This window comes from Pseudomonas sp. RAC1 (genome assembly GCF_030658255.1).
GTDB classification, from domain to species: Bacteria; Pseudomonadota; Gammaproteobacteria; order Pseudomonadales; family Pseudomonadaceae; genus Aquipseudomonas; species Aquipseudomonas boreofloridensis.
On record NZ_JAUTXS020000029.1, the window covers coordinates 54,516 to 74,524 of the forward strand.

Annotated in this window: 13 protein-coding genes; 6 read left to right on the forward strand and 7 right to left on the reverse strand. The window is 64.6% G+C overall.

Translation table 11 applies throughout. The features are described from left to right. Positions 1-60: 60 nt before the first annotated feature. The gene (gene glnE / locus Q7C30_RS09535) at positions 61-2,991 is read right to left on the reverse strand and encodes a bifunctional [glutamate--ammonia ligase]-adenylyl-L-tyrosine phosphorylase/[glutamate--ammonia-ligase] adenylyltransferase (protein ID WP_039581255.1); all 2,931 of its coding nucleotides are present in this window, start codon (positions 2,989-2,991) and stop codon (positions 61-63) included. Between the two features lie 383 nt (positions 2,992-3,374). Between glnE and aceE the strand changes: the two genes are divergently transcribed. The 5 genes from aceE (at position 3,375) to Q7C30_RS09560 (ending at position 12,039) form a co-directional block, all read left to right on the forward strand. Beyond that, positions 3,375-6,020, forward strand: coding sequence for a pyruvate dehydrogenase (acetyl-transferring), homodimeric type (gene aceE, locus Q7C30_RS09540; protein ID WP_304485319.1), 2,646 nt, complete (start codon positions 3,375-3,377; stop codon positions 6,018-6,020). Positions 6,021-6,033: 13 nt separating this feature from the next. Then, on the forward strand, positions 6,034-7,683 hold the full coding sequence (gene aceF / locus Q7C30_RS09545; RefSeq protein WP_039581261.1) for a dihydrolipoyllysine-residue acetyltransferase: 1,650 nt from the start codon (positions 6,034-6,036) through the stop codon (positions 7,681-7,683). 268 nt (positions 7,684-7,951) lie between these two features. After that, positions 7,952-10,645, forward strand: coding sequence for a GGDEF and EAL domain-containing protein (locus tag Q7C30_RS09550; RefSeq protein ID WP_295481196.1), 2,694 nt, complete (start codon positions 7,952-7,954; stop codon positions 10,643-10,645). A 104-nt stretch (positions 10,646-10,749) separates the two neighbouring features. Beyond that, positions 10,750-11,415, forward strand: a complete 666-nt coding sequence (msrA, locus tag Q7C30_RS09555; RefSeq protein ID WP_039581267.1) for a peptide-methionine (S)-S-oxide reductase MsrA — start codon at positions 10,750-10,752, stop codon at positions 11,413-11,415. 9 nt (positions 11,416-11,424) lie between these two features. Then, the gene (locus tag Q7C30_RS09560) at positions 11,425-12,039 is read left to right on the forward strand and encodes a glutathione S-transferase (RefSeq protein ID WP_317871367.1); all 615 of its coding nucleotides are present in this window, start codon (positions 11,425-11,427) and stop codon (positions 12,037-12,039) included. Between the two features lie 418 nt (positions 12,040-12,457). Here Q7C30_RS09560 and creD read toward each other — a convergent pair whose 3' ends face one another. The 4 genes from creD to Q7C30_RS09580 form a co-directional block, all read right to left on the reverse strand. Next, entirely contained in the window at positions 12,458-13,786 is a 1,329-nt protein-coding gene (creD, locus tag Q7C30_RS09565) for a cell envelope integrity protein CreD (RefSeq protein WP_116889627.1), read from the reverse strand. Between the two features lie 93 nt (positions 13,787-13,879). Beyond that, entirely contained in the window at positions 13,880-15,313 is a 1,434-nt protein-coding gene (creC, locus tag Q7C30_RS09570; protein WP_317871368.1) for a two-component system sensor histidine kinase CreC, read from the reverse strand. Then, a complete protein-coding gene (creB, locus tag Q7C30_RS09575; protein ID WP_317871369.1) occupies positions 15,313-15,993 on the reverse strand; it encodes a two-component system response regulator CreB in 681 nt (226 codons plus the stop codon). The genes creC and creB overlap by 1 nt, the downstream gene beginning before the upstream one ends. 249 nt (positions 15,994-16,242) lie before the next feature. Beyond that, a complete protein-coding gene (locus tag Q7C30_RS09580; RefSeq protein WP_029615273.1) occupies positions 16,243-16,746 on the reverse strand; it encodes an ATP-dependent zinc protease in 504 nt (167 codons plus the stop codon). 231 nt (positions 16,747-16,977) lie between these two features. On the opposite strand from Q7C30_RS09580, the gene Q7C30_RS09585 reads away from it, so the two are divergent. Then, complete coding sequence (locus Q7C30_RS09585) at positions 16,978-17,865, forward strand: acyltransferase (RefSeq protein ID WP_116889629.1); 888 nt, start codon at positions 16,978-16,980, stop codon at positions 17,863-17,865. A gap of 12 nt (positions 17,866-17,877) precedes the next feature. Here the strand turns inward: Q7C30_RS09585 and Q7C30_RS09590 are convergent, their stop codons facing one another. Beyond that, a complete protein-coding gene (locus Q7C30_RS09590; RefSeq protein ID WP_029615271.1) occupies positions 17,878-18,441 on the reverse strand; it encodes a DUF2780 domain-containing protein in 564 nt (187 codons plus the stop codon). Positions 18,442-18,648: 207 nt separating this feature from the next. Continuing rightward, positions 18,649-19,848 carry a formaldehyde dehydrogenase, glutathione-independent gene (fdhA, locus tag Q7C30_RS09595; RefSeq protein ID WP_039581282.1) on the reverse strand — a complete coding sequence of 400 codons (1,200 nt, stop codon included), beginning with the start codon at positions 19,846-19,848 and terminating at the stop codon, positions 18,649-18,651. Between the last annotated feature and the right edge of the window lie 161 nt (positions 19,849-20,009).

Here is a 20,009-nt window from a genome sequence, read left to right on the forward strand (position 1 = left end):
GGCGGACAGTGTATCACCGGTGCTGCGCCATGGACCTTCGCGCCTGACAGGCCGCCCCGGCTACAGGCCCAGCTCGCTCCAGATCCGCCGCACCTGGCGACGCTCATCGACGAACTGTCCGGCATCGATCACCCCGGCCTGCTTCTGCAGGGCCTGGCGGTGCGAGGCCGAGCGGAAGGTCTTGTACACCTCGCGCAGCAGCACGGCGTCTGCGGCGGGCATCAACCCGGCCTGTTCGAGCTCTTCCAGAATGCGGATGTTATCGGTCCAGCGCAGCAGGGCCGGGTGCTCGTGGGACCAGGCCAAAGCGGCGTATTGCACCATAAATTCGATGTCCACGATACCACCGGCATCCTGCTTGATATCGAACGGCTGGCCCGGCTCGAAGGCGTTGTCGGCGGTGCCGGCGACCGTCGCCTTGCTGCCCAGGCTGGCGCGCATCTTGGCGCGCATCTCGCTCACCTGCGCGCGCAGCGTGTCCAGCTCGCGGGGCTTGCCCAGCACCGCCGCGCGCACGCGTTCGAAGGCGGCGCCCACCTGCGGGCAGCCCACCAGCACCCGGGCGCGCACCAGGGCCTGGTGCTCCCAGGTCCAGGCTTCCTGCTGCTGGTAGCGCTCGAAGGCCCCCAGCGAGCTGACCAGCAACCCCGACGCGCCGGAGGGGCGCAGGCGCATGTCGACGTCGTAGAGCTGGCCGGAGTTGGTCTGGGTGGTCAGCAGGTGAATGATGCGCTGGCCCAGGCGGGTGAAGAACTGCGCGCCGTCGATGGGCTTGGCGCCGTCGGTCTCGGCATTGGCGTCGCCGTCGTGGATGAACACCAGGTCAAGGTCCGAGCCGTGCCCCAGTTCGATACCGCCGACCTTGCCGTAGCCGACGATGATGAAGCTCGGCGCGCACAGGCTGCCGTCGCTGCGCTTGGGTTGACCGTGGCGGGCCACGGTATGACGCCAGGCCAGGGCCAGCACTTGGTCGAGAATGGCTTCGGCGAGCCAGGTCAGGTAGTCGCTGACCTTCATCAGCGGCAGGTTGCCGCTGATTTCCGAGGCCGCTACGCGCAGGCTGTGGGCCAGCTTGAAATGCCGCAGCGCCTCCATCTGCTGCTCCAGGTCGTCCTCGGGAATGCGGGTCAGACGCTCACGCAACTCCGAGGCCAACTCCGGCGCCAGCGGCGGACTGAACAGCCGCCCTTCGTTGAGCAATTCGTCGAGCAACAGCGGGAAACGGGCGATCTGCTCGGCGATCCAGGGACTGGCCGCGCACAGCGTCAGCAGGCGGCGCAGTGCCCCCGGGTTCTCACTGAGCAGCACCAGGTAGGCCGAACGCCGCGCCACCGCTTCCACCAGCGGCAGCACGCGCTCGAGCACCAGGTCCGGATCCTGGTGCTCGACGGTCTGCGCCAGCAAGCGCGGAATGAAGGCATCCAGACGCTCGCGACCGAGGCGCTGCATCGAGCGCAGCGATGGACTGGTGCGCAGTACCGAAAGCCGCCGCAACGCTTCGCCGGCCTGCTTGAAACCGGCCTCCTCGAGCTGCCGGCTGGCAGCCTCTTCGTCCTGGGCCTGCTCCCACAACGGCGACCACTCGCCCCCGACCACCAGCTCGCCTTCACCCTCCTCGTCGTCGGGGTCGGCGATCACCTGGCGGAAGTGCCAGTCGACGCGGCCGCGCCAATGCATCAATTGCGCGTGGAAGGCGTCCCAGTCGGCGAAGCCGAGCATATAGGCGATGCGCGCGCGGTCCAGCTCGGCGTCCGGCAGCATCTGTGTCTGCCGGTCGGCGATGGCCTGGATGGCGTGCTCGGTATAGCGCAGGAAGCGGTAGCCATCGCGCAGCTCGCTGACCACCGCCGGCGGCAGGTAGCCCTGGCCTTCCAAGGTGGCGAGAACGTTCAGCAACGGGCGCTGCTGCAGGCTCAGGTCACGCCCGCCGTGAATCAACTGGAACGCCTGGGCGATGAACTCCACCTCGCGGATGCCGCCCGCGCCGAGCTTGATGTTGTCGGCCATGCCCTTGCGCCGCACCTCCTGCTGGATCAGCTGCTTCATGGTGCGCAGCGCCTCGATGGCGGAGAAGTCCAGGTAGCGGCGGTAGACGAAGGGCCGCAGCATGTCCTGCAACTGCGCACCGGCCTGCTGATCGCCCGCCACCACCCGCGCCTTGATCATCGCGTAGCGCTCCCAGTCCCGCCCCTGGTCCTGGTAGTACTGCTCCAGGGCATTGAACGACAGTACCAGGGCGCCGGCCGAGCCGTAGGGGCGCAAGCGCATGTCGACACGGAACACGAAGCCGTCGACGGTGACCGGGTCCAGCGCCTTGATCAGCCGCTGGCCCAGGCGAGTGAAGAACGCCTGGTTGTCCAGTGCCCGCTTGACGCCCTCGGTCTCGCCGCCTTCCGGGAAAGCGAAGATCAGGTCGATGTCCGAGGACAGGTTCAGCTCCACCGCGCCCAGCTTGCCCATGCCCAGCACCACCATGTGCTGGGGCTGGCCGCTGCGGCTGCCGATGGGCGTGCCGAACTGCTGGCAGTGACGCGGGTACAGCCACTGGTAGGCTTCGTCGATCGAGGCGTCGGCCAGGTCCGAGAGGTCGCGGCAGGTCTCGCCGAGGTCGGCCTGACGGCTGAGGTCGCGCCAGATGATCCGCACCTGCTGGCGGTTGCGCGCACGGCGCAGGTTGCGCGCCAGCTCGTCTTCGCTCTGCGCCGCGTCGGCCGCTGCCTTTATATGGCTGCGTAATTGTCCGGGGGCATAACCCTGCGCCAACTCACCGCGTGCGACCAGCTCCAGCAGCATGCCTGGCTCGCGCTGCACCTGCTCGAGCACGAACTCGCTGGCGGCAGCGACCTGGTCGAACTGAGCCCAGTGGGCATCGCTCAAGACGGCAGGGTCGAGGTCGGCGTGTGCCGCCAGGGCCTCGCGCAGGAATTGGCGGTTACGGGCGACCAGCGGTTGCAAGGCGGCGGGCAGATCGGACGGCAAAGGCAGGCGCATGGTCTATCCTTGATCGGCGTGAAAGGAGGGGTAGTCGCGGTGGAGGGGGAGAAGCGCCAAGGTTGGACTGTCATACAAAAGTGGTAAATAGCTGAAAAATACGAATCATTGGTACGATTCACCAGCAAACCTCGCACTAGCGTGCAAATCCAACCACGAGGAACGATTTTCTCCACAACCCGGAAGGCGGCCACATGCCGCATTCCTGTAGTGTTACTACTCCCATGTCTGCTCAAAAGCATGAAATGCCGAAGCATTTGTAGTAAAACTACACGGCGCCGGAAGACGCTCCGGCAAATCCAAGAATTCACGACGTCTGCCCAAAAGGCCAGTCGCAAACTCAGGCTTCCGATTCTGGTTGCCTTTCCGCCCTGGAGCAAGCCATGCAAGACCTCGATCCTATCGAAACCCAGGAATGGCTGGATGCCCTGGAGTCGGTCCTCGACAAAGAAGGCGAAGACCGCGCTCATTACCTGATGACCCGTATGGGCGAGCTGGCCACCCGCAGTGGTTCGCAGCTGCCCTATGCCATCACCACGCCATACCGCAACACCATCCCTGTCACCCACGAAGCACGCATGCCTGGCGACCTGTTCATGGAACGCCGCATTCGCTCGATGGTGCGTTGGAACGCTCTGGCCATGGTCATGCGTACCAACCTGAAGGATTCGGACCTGGGCGGACACATCTCGAGCTTCGCCTCCAGCGCCACCCTGTACGACATCGGCTTCAACTACTTCTTCCAGGCCCCGACCGAAGAACACGGCGGCGACCTGATCTTCTTCCAGGGCCATGCCTCCCCCGGCATCTACGCCCGCGCCTTCCTCGAAGGTCGCATCAACGAAGACCAGATGAACAACTTCCGCCAGGAAGTGGACGGCAATGGCCTGTCCTCCTACCCGCACCCCTGGCTGATGCCTGACTTCTGGCAGTTCCCGACCGTATCCATGGGTCTGGGTCCGATCCAGGCCATCTACCAGGCACGCTTCATGAAGTACCTGGAAGCCCGTGGCTTCATCCCGGCCGGCAAGCAGAAAGTCTGGTGCTTCATGGGCGACGGCGAGTGCGACGAGCCGGAATCCCTGGGCGCGATCTCCCTGGCCGGCCGCGAGAAGCTGGACAACCTGATCTTCGTCATCAACTGCAACCTGCAGCGCCTCGACGGCCCTGTGCGCGGCAACGGCAAGATCATCCAGGAACTCGAAGGTGTGTTCCGTGGCGGTGGTTGGAACGTCAACAAGGTGGTCTGGGGTCGCTTCTGGGACCCACTGCTGGCCAAGGACACCAACGGTGCCCTGCAGCGCCGCATGGACGAAGTCATCGACGGCGAATACCAGAACTACAAGGCCAAAGACGGCGCCTACGTGCGCGAGCACTTCTTCAACACCCCAGAGCTCAAGGCCATGGTCGAAGACCTGTCCGACGACGAGATCTGGAAGCTCAACCGTGGCGGCCACGACCCGTACAAGGTGTATGCGGCCTACCACCAGGCGGTGAACCACAAGGAACAGCCGACCGTCATCCTGGCCAAGACCATCAAGGGTTATGGCACCGGTGCTGGCGAAGCCAAGAACACCGCGCACAACACCAAGAAGGTCGACGTCGACAGCCTGCGCAAATTCCGCGACCGCTTCGACATCCCGGTCAAGGACGCCGAGCTCGAGAACCTGCCGTTCTTCAAGCCTGAGGAAGGCTCCGCCGAAGCCAAGTACCTGGCCGAGCGTCGCGCCGCCCTGGGTGGCTTCGTGCCGCAGCGTCGCGCCAAGAGCTTCAGCGTGCCGACCCCGCCACTGGAAACGCTCAAAGCGATCCTGGACGGCTCGGGCGACCGCGAAATCTCCACCACCATGGCCTTCGTGCGTATTCTGGCGCAGCTGGTCAAGGACAAGGAAATCGGCCAGCGCATCGTGCCGATCATCCCGGACGAAGCCCGTACCTTTGGTATGGAAGGCATGTTCCGTCAGCTGGGCATCTACTCCTCGGTCGGTCAGCTCTACGAGCCTGTCGATAAAGACCAGGTGATGTTCTACCGCGAGGACAAGAAGGGCCAGATCCTCGAGGAAGGCATCAACGAAGCCGGCGCCATGTCGTCGTTCATCGCGGCCGGTACCTCGTACAGCTGCCACAACCAGCCGATGCTGCCGTTCTACATCTTCTACTCGATGTTCGGCTTCCAGCGTATCGGCGACCTGGCCTGGGCCGCTGGCGACAGCCGCACCCGTGGCTTCCTGATCGGCGGTACCGCCGGCCGTACCACCCTCAACGGTGAAGGCCTGCAGCACGAAGACGGTCACAGCCACATGATGGCGGGCACCATTCCGAACTGCCGTACCTACGATCCGACCTACGGCTACGAGCTGGCGGTGATCATCCAGGACGGCATGAAGAAGATGACCGAAGAGCAACAGGACATCTTCTACTACATCACCGTGATGAACGAATCCTACCAGCAGCCTGCCATTCCGGCCGGTGCCGAGGAAGGCATCATCAAGGGCATGTACCTGCTCGAAGAAGACACCCGCGACGCCGCACACCACGTGCAGCTGATGGGCTCGGGCACCATCCTGCGCGAAGTGCGCGAGGCAGCGAAGATCCTGCGTGAAGAGTTCAACGTCGGTGCCGACGTGTGGAGCGTCACCAGCTTCAACGAACTGCGTCGCGACGGCCTGGCCGTGGAACGCGCCAACCGCCTCAAGCCTGGCCAGAAGCCACAGCAGACCTACGTCGAGCAGTGCCTGAGCGGCCGCAAAGGGCCGGTCATCGCCTCCACCGACTACATGAAGCTGTTCGCCGAGCAGATCCGCCAGTGGGTGCCGAGCAAAGAGTTCAAGGTCCTGGGTACCGACGGTTACGGTCGCAGCGACAGCCGCAAGAAGCTGCGTCACTTCTTCGAAGTCGACCGCCACTTCGTGGTGCTGGCTGCCCTGGAAGCCCTGGCTGACCGCGGCGAGATCGAACCCAAGGTTGTGGCTGACGCCATCGTCAAGTTCGGCATCGATCCGGACAAGCGCAACCCACTGGACTGCTGAGGAGTATTTTTAAGTGAGCGAACTCATTCGCGTACCTGACATCGGCAGCGGTGAAGGTGAAATCATCGAGCTGTTCGTCAAGGTCGGCGACCGCATCGAGGCCGACCAGAGCCTGCTGACCCTGGAGTCGGACAAGGCCTCCATGGAAATTCCAGCTCCCAAGGCTGGCGTGGTCAAGGAACTGAAGGTCAAGCTGGGCGACCGCCTGAAAGAAGGCGACGAACTGCTGGTGCTGGAAGCCGAGGGCGCCGCTGCGGCGCCTGAGGCGGCCGCCGCCGAGGAAAAACCCGCAGCCGCCCCCGCAGCTGCCGAGAAGCCGGCCGAACAGGCCGCTCCAGCGCCAGCGGCTGCCCCTGCGGCAGCCAGCGTGCAGGACATCCACGTGCCGGACATCGGCTCGTCGGGCAAGGCCAAGATCATCGAAGTGCTGGTCAAGGCGGGCGACACCGTCGAAGCCGACCAGTCGCTGATCACCCTGGAGTCGGACAAAGCGTCCATGGAGATCCCTTCCCCCGCCGCTGGCGTGGTCAAGGAAGTGATCGCCAAGCTGGACGACGAAGTCGGCACCGGTGACCTGATCCTCAAGCTGGAAGTGGCCGGTGCTGCGCCGGCAGCCGCTGCGGCCCCGGCCGAAGCACCCGCTGCCGCCAAGACCGAAGCCGCCCCAGCCGCAGCGCCCGCGCCGGCCGCTGCCCAAGCGGCGGCACCTGCGCCGGCTGCCAGCGCACCTGCCGCTGCCAGCAACGCCAAGGTCCACGCCGGCCCTGCCGTGCGTCAGTTGGCCCGTGAATTCGGTGTCGAGCTGGGCGCCGTCAGCCCGACCGGCCCGCACGGCCGCATCCTCAAGGAAGACGTGCAGGTCTACGTCAAGGCGATGATGCAGAAAGCCAAGGAAGCGCCTGCCGCAGGCGGCGCGACCGGCGGTGCTGGCATCCCGCCGATCCCGGTCGTGGACTTCAGCAAGTTCGGCGAAGTCGAAGAAGTCGCCCTGACCCGTCTGATGCAGGTCGGCGCCGCCAACCTGCACCGCAGCTGGCTGAACGTGCCCCACGTGACCCAGTTCGATTCGGCCGACATCACCGAGCTGGAAGCCTTCCGCGTTGCGCAGAAGGCCGTGGCGGAAAAGGCCGGCGTCAAGCTGACCGTGCTGCCGCTGCTGCTCAAGGCCTGCGCCCACTTGCTCAAGGAGCTGCCGGACTTCAACAGTTCGCTGGCGCCAAGCGGCAAGGCCATCATCCGCAAGAAGTACGTCAACGTCGGCTTCGCCGTGGACACCCCGGACGGCCTGTTGGTCCCGGTGATCAAGAACGTCGACCAGAAGAGCCTGCTGCAACTGGCTGGCGAAGCGGCCGCACTGGCCGAGAAGGCGCGCAACAAGAAGCTGTCGTCCGACGACATGCAGGGCGCCTGCTTCACCATCTCCAGCCTCGGTCACATTGGCGGCACCGGCTTCACCCCGATCGTCAACGCACCGGAAGTGGCGATCCTCGGCGTGTCCAAGGCCACCATCCAGCCGGTCTGGGACGGCAAGGCCTTCCAGCCCAAGCTGATGCTGCCGCTGTCGCTGTCCTACGATCACCGGGTGATCAACGGTGCCGCCGCCGCGCGCTTCACCAAGCGCCTGAGCGACCTGCTGGCGGACATCCGCACCCTGCTGCTGTAACGCAGCAACCGCCTCCCCTCGCTGGGGAGGCGGGCATCGATTTCGAGCTGCCACGCTCGTACCTCAACCCCGCCATGTTCTGGCGGGGCTTTTTTTGCAGGCTGTCCATGCGGCCCCGTGCTTCAGATTCCTGCGCCCCCGCCGATAACCCGACAAAGCCCGTATTATGGCCGCTTGCCAGCTCAGGGGACATGATGCACCCTTGCTCAACGCGTCGTCGCACCTCTGCGGCAGTCCGCGCCAACCGCCTTGTTCAAGCGAGTTCTCGATGAATAGCCAACCCGATGTCGCCAGCTGTGTGGCGGCCGAGGTCGTGACGCAGTTACCCGTGCCTTCGCGGCTCGGCATGCTGCGTTACGAGCGGCTGAACGAAGCGAGCTGGGCGATGCTGTACCTGGATCCGGCCTGCGACCGCCAGTTCGGCCTGCCCGCCGCCGAGCTCTGCGCGCTGGTCGGCTCGCCCTACGCCAGCCTCATGGAACCCGAGGCGCGTTATCAGTTGCACGACGAGATCCAGCGCCAACTGGCCCGGCGCAAGCACTACCGGGTGCGCTACACCCTGCACGGTGCTCGCGGTCCGCTGCGCGTGCTCGAAGCCGGCGAAGCCTATGCCCAGCACAACCGTCAATTGCTGCGCGGCTACCTGACGGTGCTCGACGATCAGGTCGAAGACCTCTCGACCCAGGATGCCAACGCTCTGGAGTCGCGCAACAGCCACCTGCAATTGGCCCTGCAGCTCAACCAGCGCGCCCAGCAGGAACAACTCGAACACCTGGAGCGGGTCCGCGCCCAGCAGGACCTGATCCTGCGCCTGGCGCGCCAGCGCTACAGTGCCAGCAACTCGCTGCTCGAAGCCGCCGAGCTGATCACCCGCAGCGCCTGCGAGATCTATCGACTCGACTGCGCGAGCATCTGGTACCTCAACGAACAGCGCCTGGAGCCGATCACCGCCTGGTATCAGGGCGAACAGGCCCACCGCCTACCGCAGCCGATCGACGCCAGCCATTACCCCGACTACCTCGAGGCGCTGCACGCCAGCCGCGCCATCGACGCGCACAATGCCAGTCACGACCCGCGCACCCGCGATCTGGTGCAAGGCCTGTCGAACACCCTCGACAACGCCATGCTCGATGCCAGCATCCGTGTCGACGGTCAGGTGGTCGGCGTGCTGTGCCTGGAGCAGACCGGCCAGCCGCGCGCCTGGCAATCCGACGAGATCGCTTTCGCCGGCGAGCTGGCCGACCAGTTCGCCCAGGTCATCACCAACCACAACCGGCGCACCGCCACCAGTGCCCTGCACCTGTTCCAGCGCGCGGTGGAACAGAGCGCCAGTGCCTTCCTGCTGGTCAACCGCGACGGCGTGGTGGAGTACGTCAACCCCAGCTTCACCGCCATCACCCAGTACAGCACCGAGGAAGTCCAAGGCCATCACTTGGCCGAACTGCCGGCGCTGGAGAACCTCAGCCACCTGATCTTCGACCCACCCTCCAGCCTGGCTGCCGGCAACAGTTGGCAGGGTGAGTTCAAGAGCCGGCGCAAGAGCCTGGAGCCCTACTGGGGACAACTGTCGATTTCCAGGGTGTACGGCGACAATCGCGAGCTGACCCACTACATCGGCATCTACGAGGACGTCACCCAGAACAAGCTCGCCCAGCAGCGCATCGAGCGGCTGGCCTATACCGACAACCTCACCAGCCTCGGTAACCGCCCAGCGTTCATCCGCAGCCTCGACGAACGCTTCGCCCGCGAGGGCAGCATTCCCATCTGCCTGCTGCTGGTGGACATCGACAACTTCAAGCGCATCAACGACAGCCTCGGCCACCAGACCGGCGACAAGCTGCTGATCAGCCTCGCCCGACGCCTGCGCAACAGTTTGAACAGTGGTGGCAGCCTGGCGCGCTTCGCCAGCAACGAGTTCGCCGTGCTGCTCGACGACACCAGCCTGGAAGACGGTCAGGCCGTGGCGCTGCAACTGCTGCGCACCCTCGACAAACCGATGTTCGTCGACAACCAGTTGATCAACGTCACCGCCTCCGTGGGCCTGGCCTGCGCACCGCTGCACGGCGCCGATCCGCAGACCCTTATGAAAAACGCCGGCCTGGCGCTGCACAAGGCCAAGGCCAACGGCAAGCATCAGGTGCAGATCTTCACCGAAGTGCTGAACGCCGAGGCCAGCTACAAGCTGTTCGTGGAGAACAACCTGCGCCGCGCGCTGACCCAGAACGAGCTGGAAGTGTTCTACCAACCCAAGCTGTGCCTGCGCAGCGGGCGTCTGCTGGGGCTCGAAGCGTTGCTGCGCTGGAACCACCCGGAACGCGGCATGATCCGCCCGGACCAGTTCATCAGCGTGGCCGAGGAAACCGGGCTGATCATCCCCATCGGCAAGTGGGTGGTGCGCCAGTCCTGCCGCATGAGCCAGGAGCTGCGCGAGGCCGGGTTGGGCAACCTGCACGTGGCGATCAACCTGTCGCCCAAGCAGTTCTCCGATCCCGAGCTGGTCAGCTCGATTGGCACCATCCTCAAGGAAGAAGCCCTGCCCTCGCACCTGCTGGAGCTGGAGTTGACCGAAGGGCTGCTGCTGGAGGCCACCGAGGACACGCGGCGCCAGTTGGACGAACTCAAGCAGCTGGGGCTGACCCTGGCCATGGATGACTTCGGCACCGGTTACTCGTCGCTGAGCTACCTGAAGAAGTTTCCCATCGACATCATCAAGATCGATCGCAGCTTCATCAGCGAGATTCCGGCCAACCAGGACGACATGGAGATCACCTCGGCGGTGGTGGCCATGGCCCACAACCTCAAGCTCAAGGTGGTCGCCGAAGGCATCGAGACGTCCGAGCAACTGGCCTTCCTGCGTCGCCACCGTTGCGATGTCGGCCAGGGCTACCTGTTCGACCGGCCGATCCCCGGCCGCGAGCTGGTCGACAAGCTCAAGCGCTACCCACGCGGTCCGGTGGCCTGACAGCCGCTCAAAGCTCGGGCACTATAGGTCTATTCGCAGTTGATCGCGCAATTGTCGGCGATCAGCCCATCGCACTGTCCCATTGCCAAACAGAGGAGCCTTCCATGGTCCTGCGCTCGGAAATCCTGGTGAACAAAAACGTCCTGCCCACCGCCGAACAGGCCCTGCCCGGCCGTGAAACGCCGATGGCGCTGCCTGAGTTCCACTACGTGTTCGAAGGCACGCCGCTGCTCGGCCCGTTCTTCCAGGACGTCGACTTCGCGATCTTCGGCCTGGGCTGTTTCTGGGGCGCGGAGCGGCGCTTCTGGCAGCGCGACGGCGTGGTCAGCACGGTGGTCGGCTATGCCGGCGGTTTCACCCCCAACCCCACCTACGAAGAAGTGTGCTCGGGCCTGACCGGCCACACCGAGGTGGTGCTGGTGGTGTTCGACAAGGACAAGGTCAGCTACCGCGAACTGCTGGCGATGTTCTGGGAGTTGCACAACCCAACCCAGGGCATGCGCCAGGGCAACGACGTCGGCACCCAGTACCGCTCGGCGATCTTCTGCACCTCGCCCGAACAACTGGAGCAGGCCAAGGCCAGCCGTGAAGCGTTCCAGGCCGAGCTGGACAAGGCCGGTTTCGGCCAGATCACCACCGAGATCGAGCAGGCGCCGACGGTCTACTTCGCCGAGGCCTATCACCAGCAGTACCTGGCCAAGAATCCGGAAGGGTACTGCGGCATCGGCGGCACGGGCGTCTGCCTGCCACCCAGCCTGCAAGGCAACTGAACCGTGGGCATGGTGCTGTTTCATTCGCCGCTGTCGCCGTTCGTGCGCAAGGTCATGCTGGTGCTGCACGAAACCGGGCAGTTGTCGCGCGTGACCTTGCAGGCGGTCAACATCAGCCCGGTCAATGGCGATGCGCAACTCGACCAGGACAACCCGATCGGCAAGATCCCGGCCCTGCGCCTGACCGACGGCACGGTGCTGCACGACAGCCGGGTGATCTGCGAATACCTCGACACCCAGCACGTCGGCCAGCCCCTGATTCCGCGCGAGGGCTCGGCACGCTGGCGGCGCCTGACCCTGGCGTCACAGGCCGATGCGATCCTCGACGCGGCGGTGTCGAGCCGCTACGAAAGCTTCCTGCGTCCCGAAGACAAACAGTGGGACGGCTGGTTGCAGGCACAATCGCAGAAGATCCGTCGCAGCCTGGCGAACCTGGAACAGCAGCACCTGGCGGAAATCGCCTCGGGCTTCGACATCGTCGCCATCGGCGTGGCCTGTGCACTGGGTTATCTGGACCTGCGCCAGCCTGCGTTCGGCTGGCGCGAGCAACAGCCAGGGCTGGCGGCCTGGTATGCCGAGGTGAGCCAGCGACCCTCGATGCTCGCTACCGTGCCGGTGGCCTGACAGCAGAAGTAAGATGGGGCCGCTTCGCGGCCCTTTCGCGGCACAAGGCCGCTCCCACAACGTCCGCGTAAACCCTGAAACATGATGCTGCGCACCCCCTGTGCGGCCTTGTGTCGCGATGGGCTGCACAGCAGCCCCAATCCCAGCCATACCTATCTTGAGTGAACACCATCAGAGGCCTTTCAGCCGCAGTGGCCTAGGTCTCCCACAACGTGCGCGTAATCCCTGAAACATGAGGCTGTCCGGACCCTGTAGGAGCGGCCTTGTGTCGCGATGGGCTGCACAGCAGCCCCAATCCCAGCCATACATCGCTTGAGTGAACACCATCAGGGGCGTTTCAGCCGCAGTGGCCTGCGTCTGAGCGCAAACAACAACCCCACCCGCAGCGCCAACCAGCTCCCGATCTCCTTGTCCTCCCTCATGCGCCCCTCCCCACCCGCGACCAGTCCAGCCGGCGGGTCAGCACCATGAACACGCCCAGCAGACCGAAGCACAGCAGCGAGCCCATCAGCAGCGCATAGTCCTCAGCGCTGAGCAGGCCATAGAGCAGCCCGTACAGCGCCGCCAGTCCGGCCGCGAAGCCGATTCCGCGGCCGAGGCTGTGCAGCACATGGCTCAGGTAGAAACCGATCAACAGCACGCAGGCCGCCGCCGACAGCGCATACGCCAGGGCAAAGCCCAGGTGCTCCGACAACGACAGCAGCAGCAGGTAGAACAGCGCCAGCGCCACCCCCACCAGCACGTATTGCACCGGGTGCACGCTGAGGTTCTTCAGTACCTCGAACAGGAAGAAGCCGGCAAAGGTCAGGGCGATGAACAGCAGCGCGTATTTGATCGCCCGCTCGCTCTTGAGGTACTGGTCCACCGGGTCGACGAAGCTCACGCCGAAGGTGCGCTCGCTGAACGCTGCGCATTTGTCGGACTCGGCACACTGGCGCAAGGCGTCTTCCAGGTTGGTGGCGAAAATCGAGGTCTGCCAGTGCGCGGTGAAGCCGTTGGCGTCGATGTCGCGGCTGGCCGGCAGGTAGCTGCCGATGAAGCTGGGGTGCGGCCAGTTGGCGTGCATCTGCACCCGGCTGCTGCGGCCCACGGGCAGCACCTGCAGTTGCCCGGTGCCCTGCAGGCCGAGGTCGAAACCATAGTCGAACGCGCGGGCCTGCTCACCGTCGAGCTGCGGCAGGGCGACATGCAGGCCGCCGCTCATCCAGTCCAGACCGGTCCCGGCCTCGAACGGCAGGCGCTGGCCGTCGAAGCTGAACTCGGTGGCATGCTCGATGCCGCGGATATCGCTGACGCCCACCGCCACGAACGGGGTGTCGAAACGGTAGTCGTCGAAGTCTTTCTCGATCCCCCAGCGCGCGGGCAGCTTGAAGCGCCCGCCGATCTGGTTCTTGGCATGAAACAGCCGCGCCTGATAGATCCCGCGAGCGCGCAGCTCGGTATCCACCTGGCTCTGCACGTCGAAGGTTTCCGGCAGGAAATACAGGTGACCGGCGATGGAGCTGGTTTCCTCGACGCGCTTGCCGTCCTTCTCGATCCAGCGCCGCTGCAACTTGCGATAGGGCACCACCAGCAGCGGGCCGCTGATCTGCTGGTCGAAGCTCGAGCGCTGGGCGATGTCCTGCAACACGCTGTCGCGCAGGTTCTGGCGCTCGTCGATCAGGTTGCCGATCATCAGCAGGGGAATGAGCAACAACAGCATCAGCACGCCGATCAGGCCGAGCTTGAAACCGAGGGTCTTGTTCATGGGGGTTGGACTCCGAGGGTGATGGACGGCAGGTTGCGCCCGGCACGTGGAGCCAATGGGGAGGTTCTGTGGAGAGTGTGTGGAGTTGGGGTGTCAGCTGATGCGTCGCATCGGCAGCCACAGGCGAACCCGCACACCGCCTTCGACGTTGTCGACAGCCAGCGTGCCGCCATGCAGGTGCATCACCTCGGCGACGAAGTTCAGCCCCAGGCCGGTACTCTTGCGCCCGGTGCCCGGCCGCGGCAGTGAATAGAAGCGCTCGCTGACCCGCTCCAGGGCGTAATCCGGAATGGGCTCGCCCTGATTGAACAGACTCAGGGCCACGCGCTCGCCTGCACGCTCCAGGGCGAACACCAGCGCACCGCCCGGCGGCGTGAAGTCCAGGGCGTTATCCAGCAGGTTGGCCAGGCTCTGACGCAACAGGAAGGGGTCGCCCAGCAAGCGCAGGCCGTGCGGCACCTGCTGGGCGACCTGCACAGCGGCGCTCTCGATACGTGGCGCATAGCTGTGCAGCATGTCTTCGATCAGCAGCGCCACCGAGACCTGCTGCTCATCCTCCAGCGTCTGCATCTGCTCGACCCGCGCCAGATTCAGCAGGCGCTCGATCATCTGCTGCAAACGCTCGCTCTCGCGCTCGATATTGCCGGCGAAGCGGGCGCGCTGCTCGTCGGCCATCGGCGCCTGTAGCAGCTCCGATGCGCCGCGAATCGCCGCCAGCGGGCTCTTCAACTCGTGGGTCAGGGTGTGCACGTAGCGCTCGACATACGCCTTGCCCTCCAGTTGCGTGCGCATGCGCTCGACCGCCGTGGCCAACTGCAGCAACTCGCCCCCTTTGTAGTGCGGCAGCGCCGCGCGCTGGCCCTCGCTGACGGCCTGGGCATAGCGGGTGAGTCGGCGCAGCGAGCGCGCCAGCCACCAGGACAACGCCGCGCCCACCAGCAGGCCCAGCACGATCAAGCCCAGGCCGAGCGCCAGCAAGCGCCGCTCGGAACGGTCGATGTAGGGTTGCAGCGAGCTGTTGGGCTTGGCCACGGTCACCACGCCGATGATGCGCCCTGCGTCGAGGATCGGCGCCGCCACATGCATCACCGAAGTGCTTTCGTCGTTTGGGTCGCTGCGGGTCGAGCGGGCGCCGTACTGGCCGCGCAAGGTCAGGTAGACGTCGTTCCAGCGCGAGTAGTCCTGGCCCAGCGCCTGACCGCTGGAATCGAGCAAGACGATGCCTTGGGCGTCAGTGACATAGATGCGGTGGCTGACCTGATTCTTCGCCAAGCCCCAGATCTCGGCGCCAGGGCGGCGCTGCCCGTAGGACTTCATCACCTGCGGCAGATGACTTTGTCCAAGCGTGCCAGCCTTGACGTCGTCATGGACGATCTCGGCCAGCAGGTTGGCGGTGTCCACCAGGGTTTCCTCGGAGGACTGGCGCACCACCGGGCGAATCTGCTCGCGCACGGTGTTGAGCAGAAAGTAGCCCGACAGCCCGACGAACAGGAAATACACCAGAAAGATGCGAATACCCAGGCGCATCAGGTGTGGTCCGGGCTGTAGCTGTAGCCCAGCCCGCGATGGGTCTGGATCGGCTCTGCCTCAGGCACCACCTGACGCAGCTTGGCGCGCAGGCTCTTGATGTGGCTGTCGACGGTGCGCTCATAGCCGACATCGGACGGCACGCCCAGGCCGTCGAGCAATTGCTCGCGGCTGAACACCCGCCGTGGCTGCTCGAGCAGGCATTGCAGGAGGCGGAACTCATGGCGCGTGAGCGTCAACGCCTGGCCTTGGTAAAGAATGCGCATGGCCAGGGTATCGACCTCGAACGCAGCCACCGCTGCGCTCGCCTCCACGCGCGGGGCCATGCGTTTGAGGATCGCCCGCACCCGCGCACTGACCTCACGCGGGCTGAACGGCTTGACCACGTAGTCGTCGGCGCCGATCTCCAGGCCCACCACGCGGTCGATCTCGCTGTCGCGGGCACTGAGAAACATCACCGGCACTTCGCTGAAGCGCCGCAGTTGCCGACAGGTCTCGAACCCGCTGATGTCCGGCAGCCCGATGTCGAGGATCACCAGATCGGCCGGCCGCAGGCGCATCTGCTCCAGCGCCTGCCCACCCAGGCTCACCCAGGTGGTGCTGTGCCCGTCGGCCTGCAGGGCATAAACGAGCGTATCGGCAATGGCGGATTCGTCTTCGACGATGAGGATGTGCGGCACGGGAAAGCCTCGGGTTGCAAACCACAAGCTTCAAGCCACAAGCTTCAAGCTTCAAGAAAAAGCGCTGCGCACGAGCCTATACCGATCCGCTCTTTCTTGCAGCTTGAAGCTTGCAGCTCAAAGCTGCTGCATTGGCAGCCTCAAGTTGCAAGCGACAAGCTTCAAGAAAAAGCGCTGCGTGCGAGCCTATACCGATCCGCTTTTTTCTTGCCGCTTGCCGCTTGCCGCTTGCCGCTTGCAGCTGCTGCATCAGCAGCCCGGCTTATCGGCGGTGTAGCGGCGGGCGGGGTTCACGGCGGCCTTGAACTCGCGCAGGGCCTTGGCGCCGATCAGCAGCGGGTAGTTGAAGTTGCTGCGGTCGGTGAGGTTGACCTCGACCGTGCGCTTGACGTCGCCCAGGCACAGCTCCAGGTCCACTACCGGGCGGCGCGCGGCCTCAGAGGGTTCGTCCTCGTCCTCGTCATCGCCGACACGGGCCTTGATCTTGCTGATGCGCGCCACCTTGTGCTCGTAGACCTTGCCATCGGCATCCTTGGTGGCGAGGCGGAAACGCACCCAGTCCTCGCCATCACGGGTGAAGGTCTCGATGTCCTTGGCCGACAGCGAGGCGGTGTACGCACCGGTGTCCATCTTGGCCTTGAGGGTCTGGCCGATCTCGGGGAGCTTGATGTACTCGTAGCGGCCATACAGGGTCGGCTCGGCCGCCATGACCGGCAGCGCGAGCAGTGAAAGGAGAGCAAGCATGGATTTCACAGAACACATTTCCTTGAGGTCGAACGGAGGGGGCTTCAGCTGCAAGCTGCAAGCTGGACAGGGTGCGACGGCTTTGTCTTGCCGCTTGCCGCTAGCAACTTGCCGCTGCCTCTAACCTACCCCACATAATGTGAAACATTTGTCCGTGCCGTCGAGCAACGGGCGTTTGGCGTAAGGCGTTGGCCTGCTTATCATTGCCAACCAGAAATTTCACACAACAAGAGTTTATCTATGCGTCGCCTGCTGACCGGCATTCTCACCACCGCCCTGCTGCTGCTCAACACCGTGGTGTTGATCTGCCCTTTGCTGGTCTTTGCCCTGCTCAAGCTGGTGCTGCCCGGACGTGGACGCGATTACGCCTCGATGGCGGTGATGTGGATCGCCGAGACCTGGTCGGAAATCGACAAGGCCATCTTCGCCCTGTGCATTCCCACCCAATGGGACATTCGCGGCGTCGACGAACTGCACCCGCACACCTCCTACCTGTGCATCAGCAACCACCAGAGCTGGGTCGATATCCCGGCGCTGATCGAAAGCCTCAACCGGCGGGTGCCGTTCTTCAAGTTCTTCCTCAAGAAAGAACTGATCTGGGTGCCGCTGCTGGGGCTGGCCTGGTGGGGGTTGGACTATCCGTTCATGAAGCGCTACAGCAAGGCCTTCCTGGAGAAGCACCCCGAGCTCAAAGGCAAGGACCTGGAAATCACCAAAGCGGCCTGCGAGCTGTTCAAGCGCCAGCCGGTGACCGTGGTCAACTACCTCGAAGGCACCCGCTTCACCGAGGCCAAGCGCGCTGAGCAGCAGTCGCCCTATCGCCACCTGCTCAAGCCCAAGGCCGGCGGCGTGGCCTTCGTGCTGGCGGCCCTGGGCCAGCAGCTCGATGCCCTGCTCGATGTGACCATCGTCTATCCGGGGAACAAGGCACCGGGGTTCTGGGCGCTGCTCAATGGCAGCATCGAGCGGGTGATCATCGATATCCGCGTGCGCGAGCTGGACCCGGCACTGTGCGAAGGCGACTACGAGAGCGATCCGGTGTTCCGGCAGAAGGTTCAGGCCTGGGTGAACCAGCTGTGGGAAGACAAGGACCAGCGCATCGAGCAACTGCGCGCCGAACTGCGCTGAATCGCGCAGCCCTCAGACTGACGGCACCGTGCGCGCAGGTGTCGTCCACAGGCTACTCAGGTTCTGCAGCAGCGACCCAGCCACGCCCTGTTGACCCAGGTACTGCAGGATCAGCGGCGCGAACTGGCCGATCATCCCGGTGTCCATGCCCAGCGCCTTGAACGCGCTGTCCAGGTCGTTGCGGTTTTCCACATTGCCCAGCGCGCTGCTCAGCGCCGACTGATGCCCACTGCCCTTGCCAAGCAAGGCGTCCAGTCCCTGCAATCCACCCAAGGCATTGGCCCCAGTCAACTGGTCAAGGCCCGGCACGGCCTGGGTCAACTGGCCGTAATCGGCTTTGCTCAGGTTGTTGCGTGCCAGGCCCAGCATGGCACCCGCGCCGCCGACGGCCTGTTCGGGGGTGATCTTCAGATCGCGACCCAAGGTATTGAGCAAGTTGGCTTGAGGCGCCGGCGCCTCGGTCTTCTGATTCGGCCCTTGCAGCGCGGAGACCACATCGGCGGCGTCATTGAGATTGAAGGCGAACACCGGGCTTGCGGCCAGGGTCATCAGGGTTGCCAGAGTGATGGCTTTCATTGCGCGGACCTCGTCGGCCGGGATGGCCTGGGAAACGAGGCGTTGGACTGGAGGGTCGGGGGTTTGTTCCGGGGTGGGCAGCAGGCTTCATGAAAGCGGCCAGCCACAGACAGACAGCAAAAGGCCGCAGGGCAAATCATGCTGCTGACCCTGGACTAACCGATAGCCCTGGATGAACAGCATGACCGCCGAGCGGCCTAGTGACCGTCAGGCAGCGCTAAAGGTCTTGTGCGGGTCGATGACGAATTTCTTCGGTACGCCGGCATCGAACTCGCCATAGCCTTCCGGCGCCTGATCCAGGCTGATGACCTGCACACCCACCACTTCGGCGATGTTGATCCGGTCCCACATGATCGCCTGCATCAGCTGGCGGTTGTACTTCATGGTCGGCGTCTGGCCGGTGTGGAAGCTGTGCGACTTGGCCCAGCCCAGGCCGAAGCGGATGCTCAGCGCACCGATCTTCGCCGCAGCGTCTACCGCACCTGGATCTTCCGTCACGTACAGGCCCGGGATACCGATGCTGCCGGCCACGCGAGTGACTTGCATCAGCGAGTTGAGCACGGTGGCCGGGGCCTCGTGCTTGGCGCCCTCGTGGCCGTGGCCGCGGGCCTCGAAGCCCACCGCATCGACCGCGCAGTCCACTTCCGGCTCGCCGAGGATGTCGACGATCTGCTCGTGCAGCGGGGTGTCCTTGGACAGGTCGACCACCTCGAAGCCCTGGGCCTTGGCATGGGCCAGACGCGCCGGGTTGAGGTCGCCCACGATCACGCAGGCCGCACCCAGCAGGCGCGCCGAGGCGGCCGCTGCCAGACCGACCGGACCGGCACCGGCCACATAGACGGTGCTGCCCGGGCCGACGCCTGCGGTGACGGCGCCGTGATAGCCGGTGGGCAGGATGTCGGACAGGCAGGTCAGGTCACGGATCTTCTCCATGGCCTTGTCGCGCTCAGGCAGTTTGAGCAGGTTGAAATCGGCATAGGGCACCAGCACGTACTCGGCCTGGCCACCGGTCCAGTCGCCCATGTCGACATAGCCGTAGGCGCCGCCAGCGCGAGCCGGGTTGACGGTCAGGCACACGCCCGTGTGCATTTCCTTGCAGGAACGGCAGCGACCGCAGGCTACGTTGAACGGCACCGAGACCAGGTCGCCGATCTGCATGCGCTCTACGTCGCGGCCTTTCTCGACGATTTCACCGGTGATTTCATGACCCAGGACCAGGCCGACCTGAGCGGTGGTGCGACCACGGACCATGTGTTGGTCGGAGCCGCAGATGTTGGTGGAAACCACCTTGAGGATCACGCCGTGCTCGATCTTCTTGCCGCGTGGGTCCTGCATTTTGGGGTAGTCGATCTTCTGCACCTCGACCTTGCCTGCGCCGAGATACACCACTCCACGGTTACCAGACATGCTCTTACCTCGCTTGATTTGTACTTATGCAGCGGTGGTTGAAGCGCCGCCATCCATGGGCGGCATGCGTTACTGGAATGGGGGAATTGTGGGCCTGATGGGTGTCGCTGCACTGACTGGATGCGACAGAGGGATGCCTGTTTACGGCAGGTCGAAAGCGG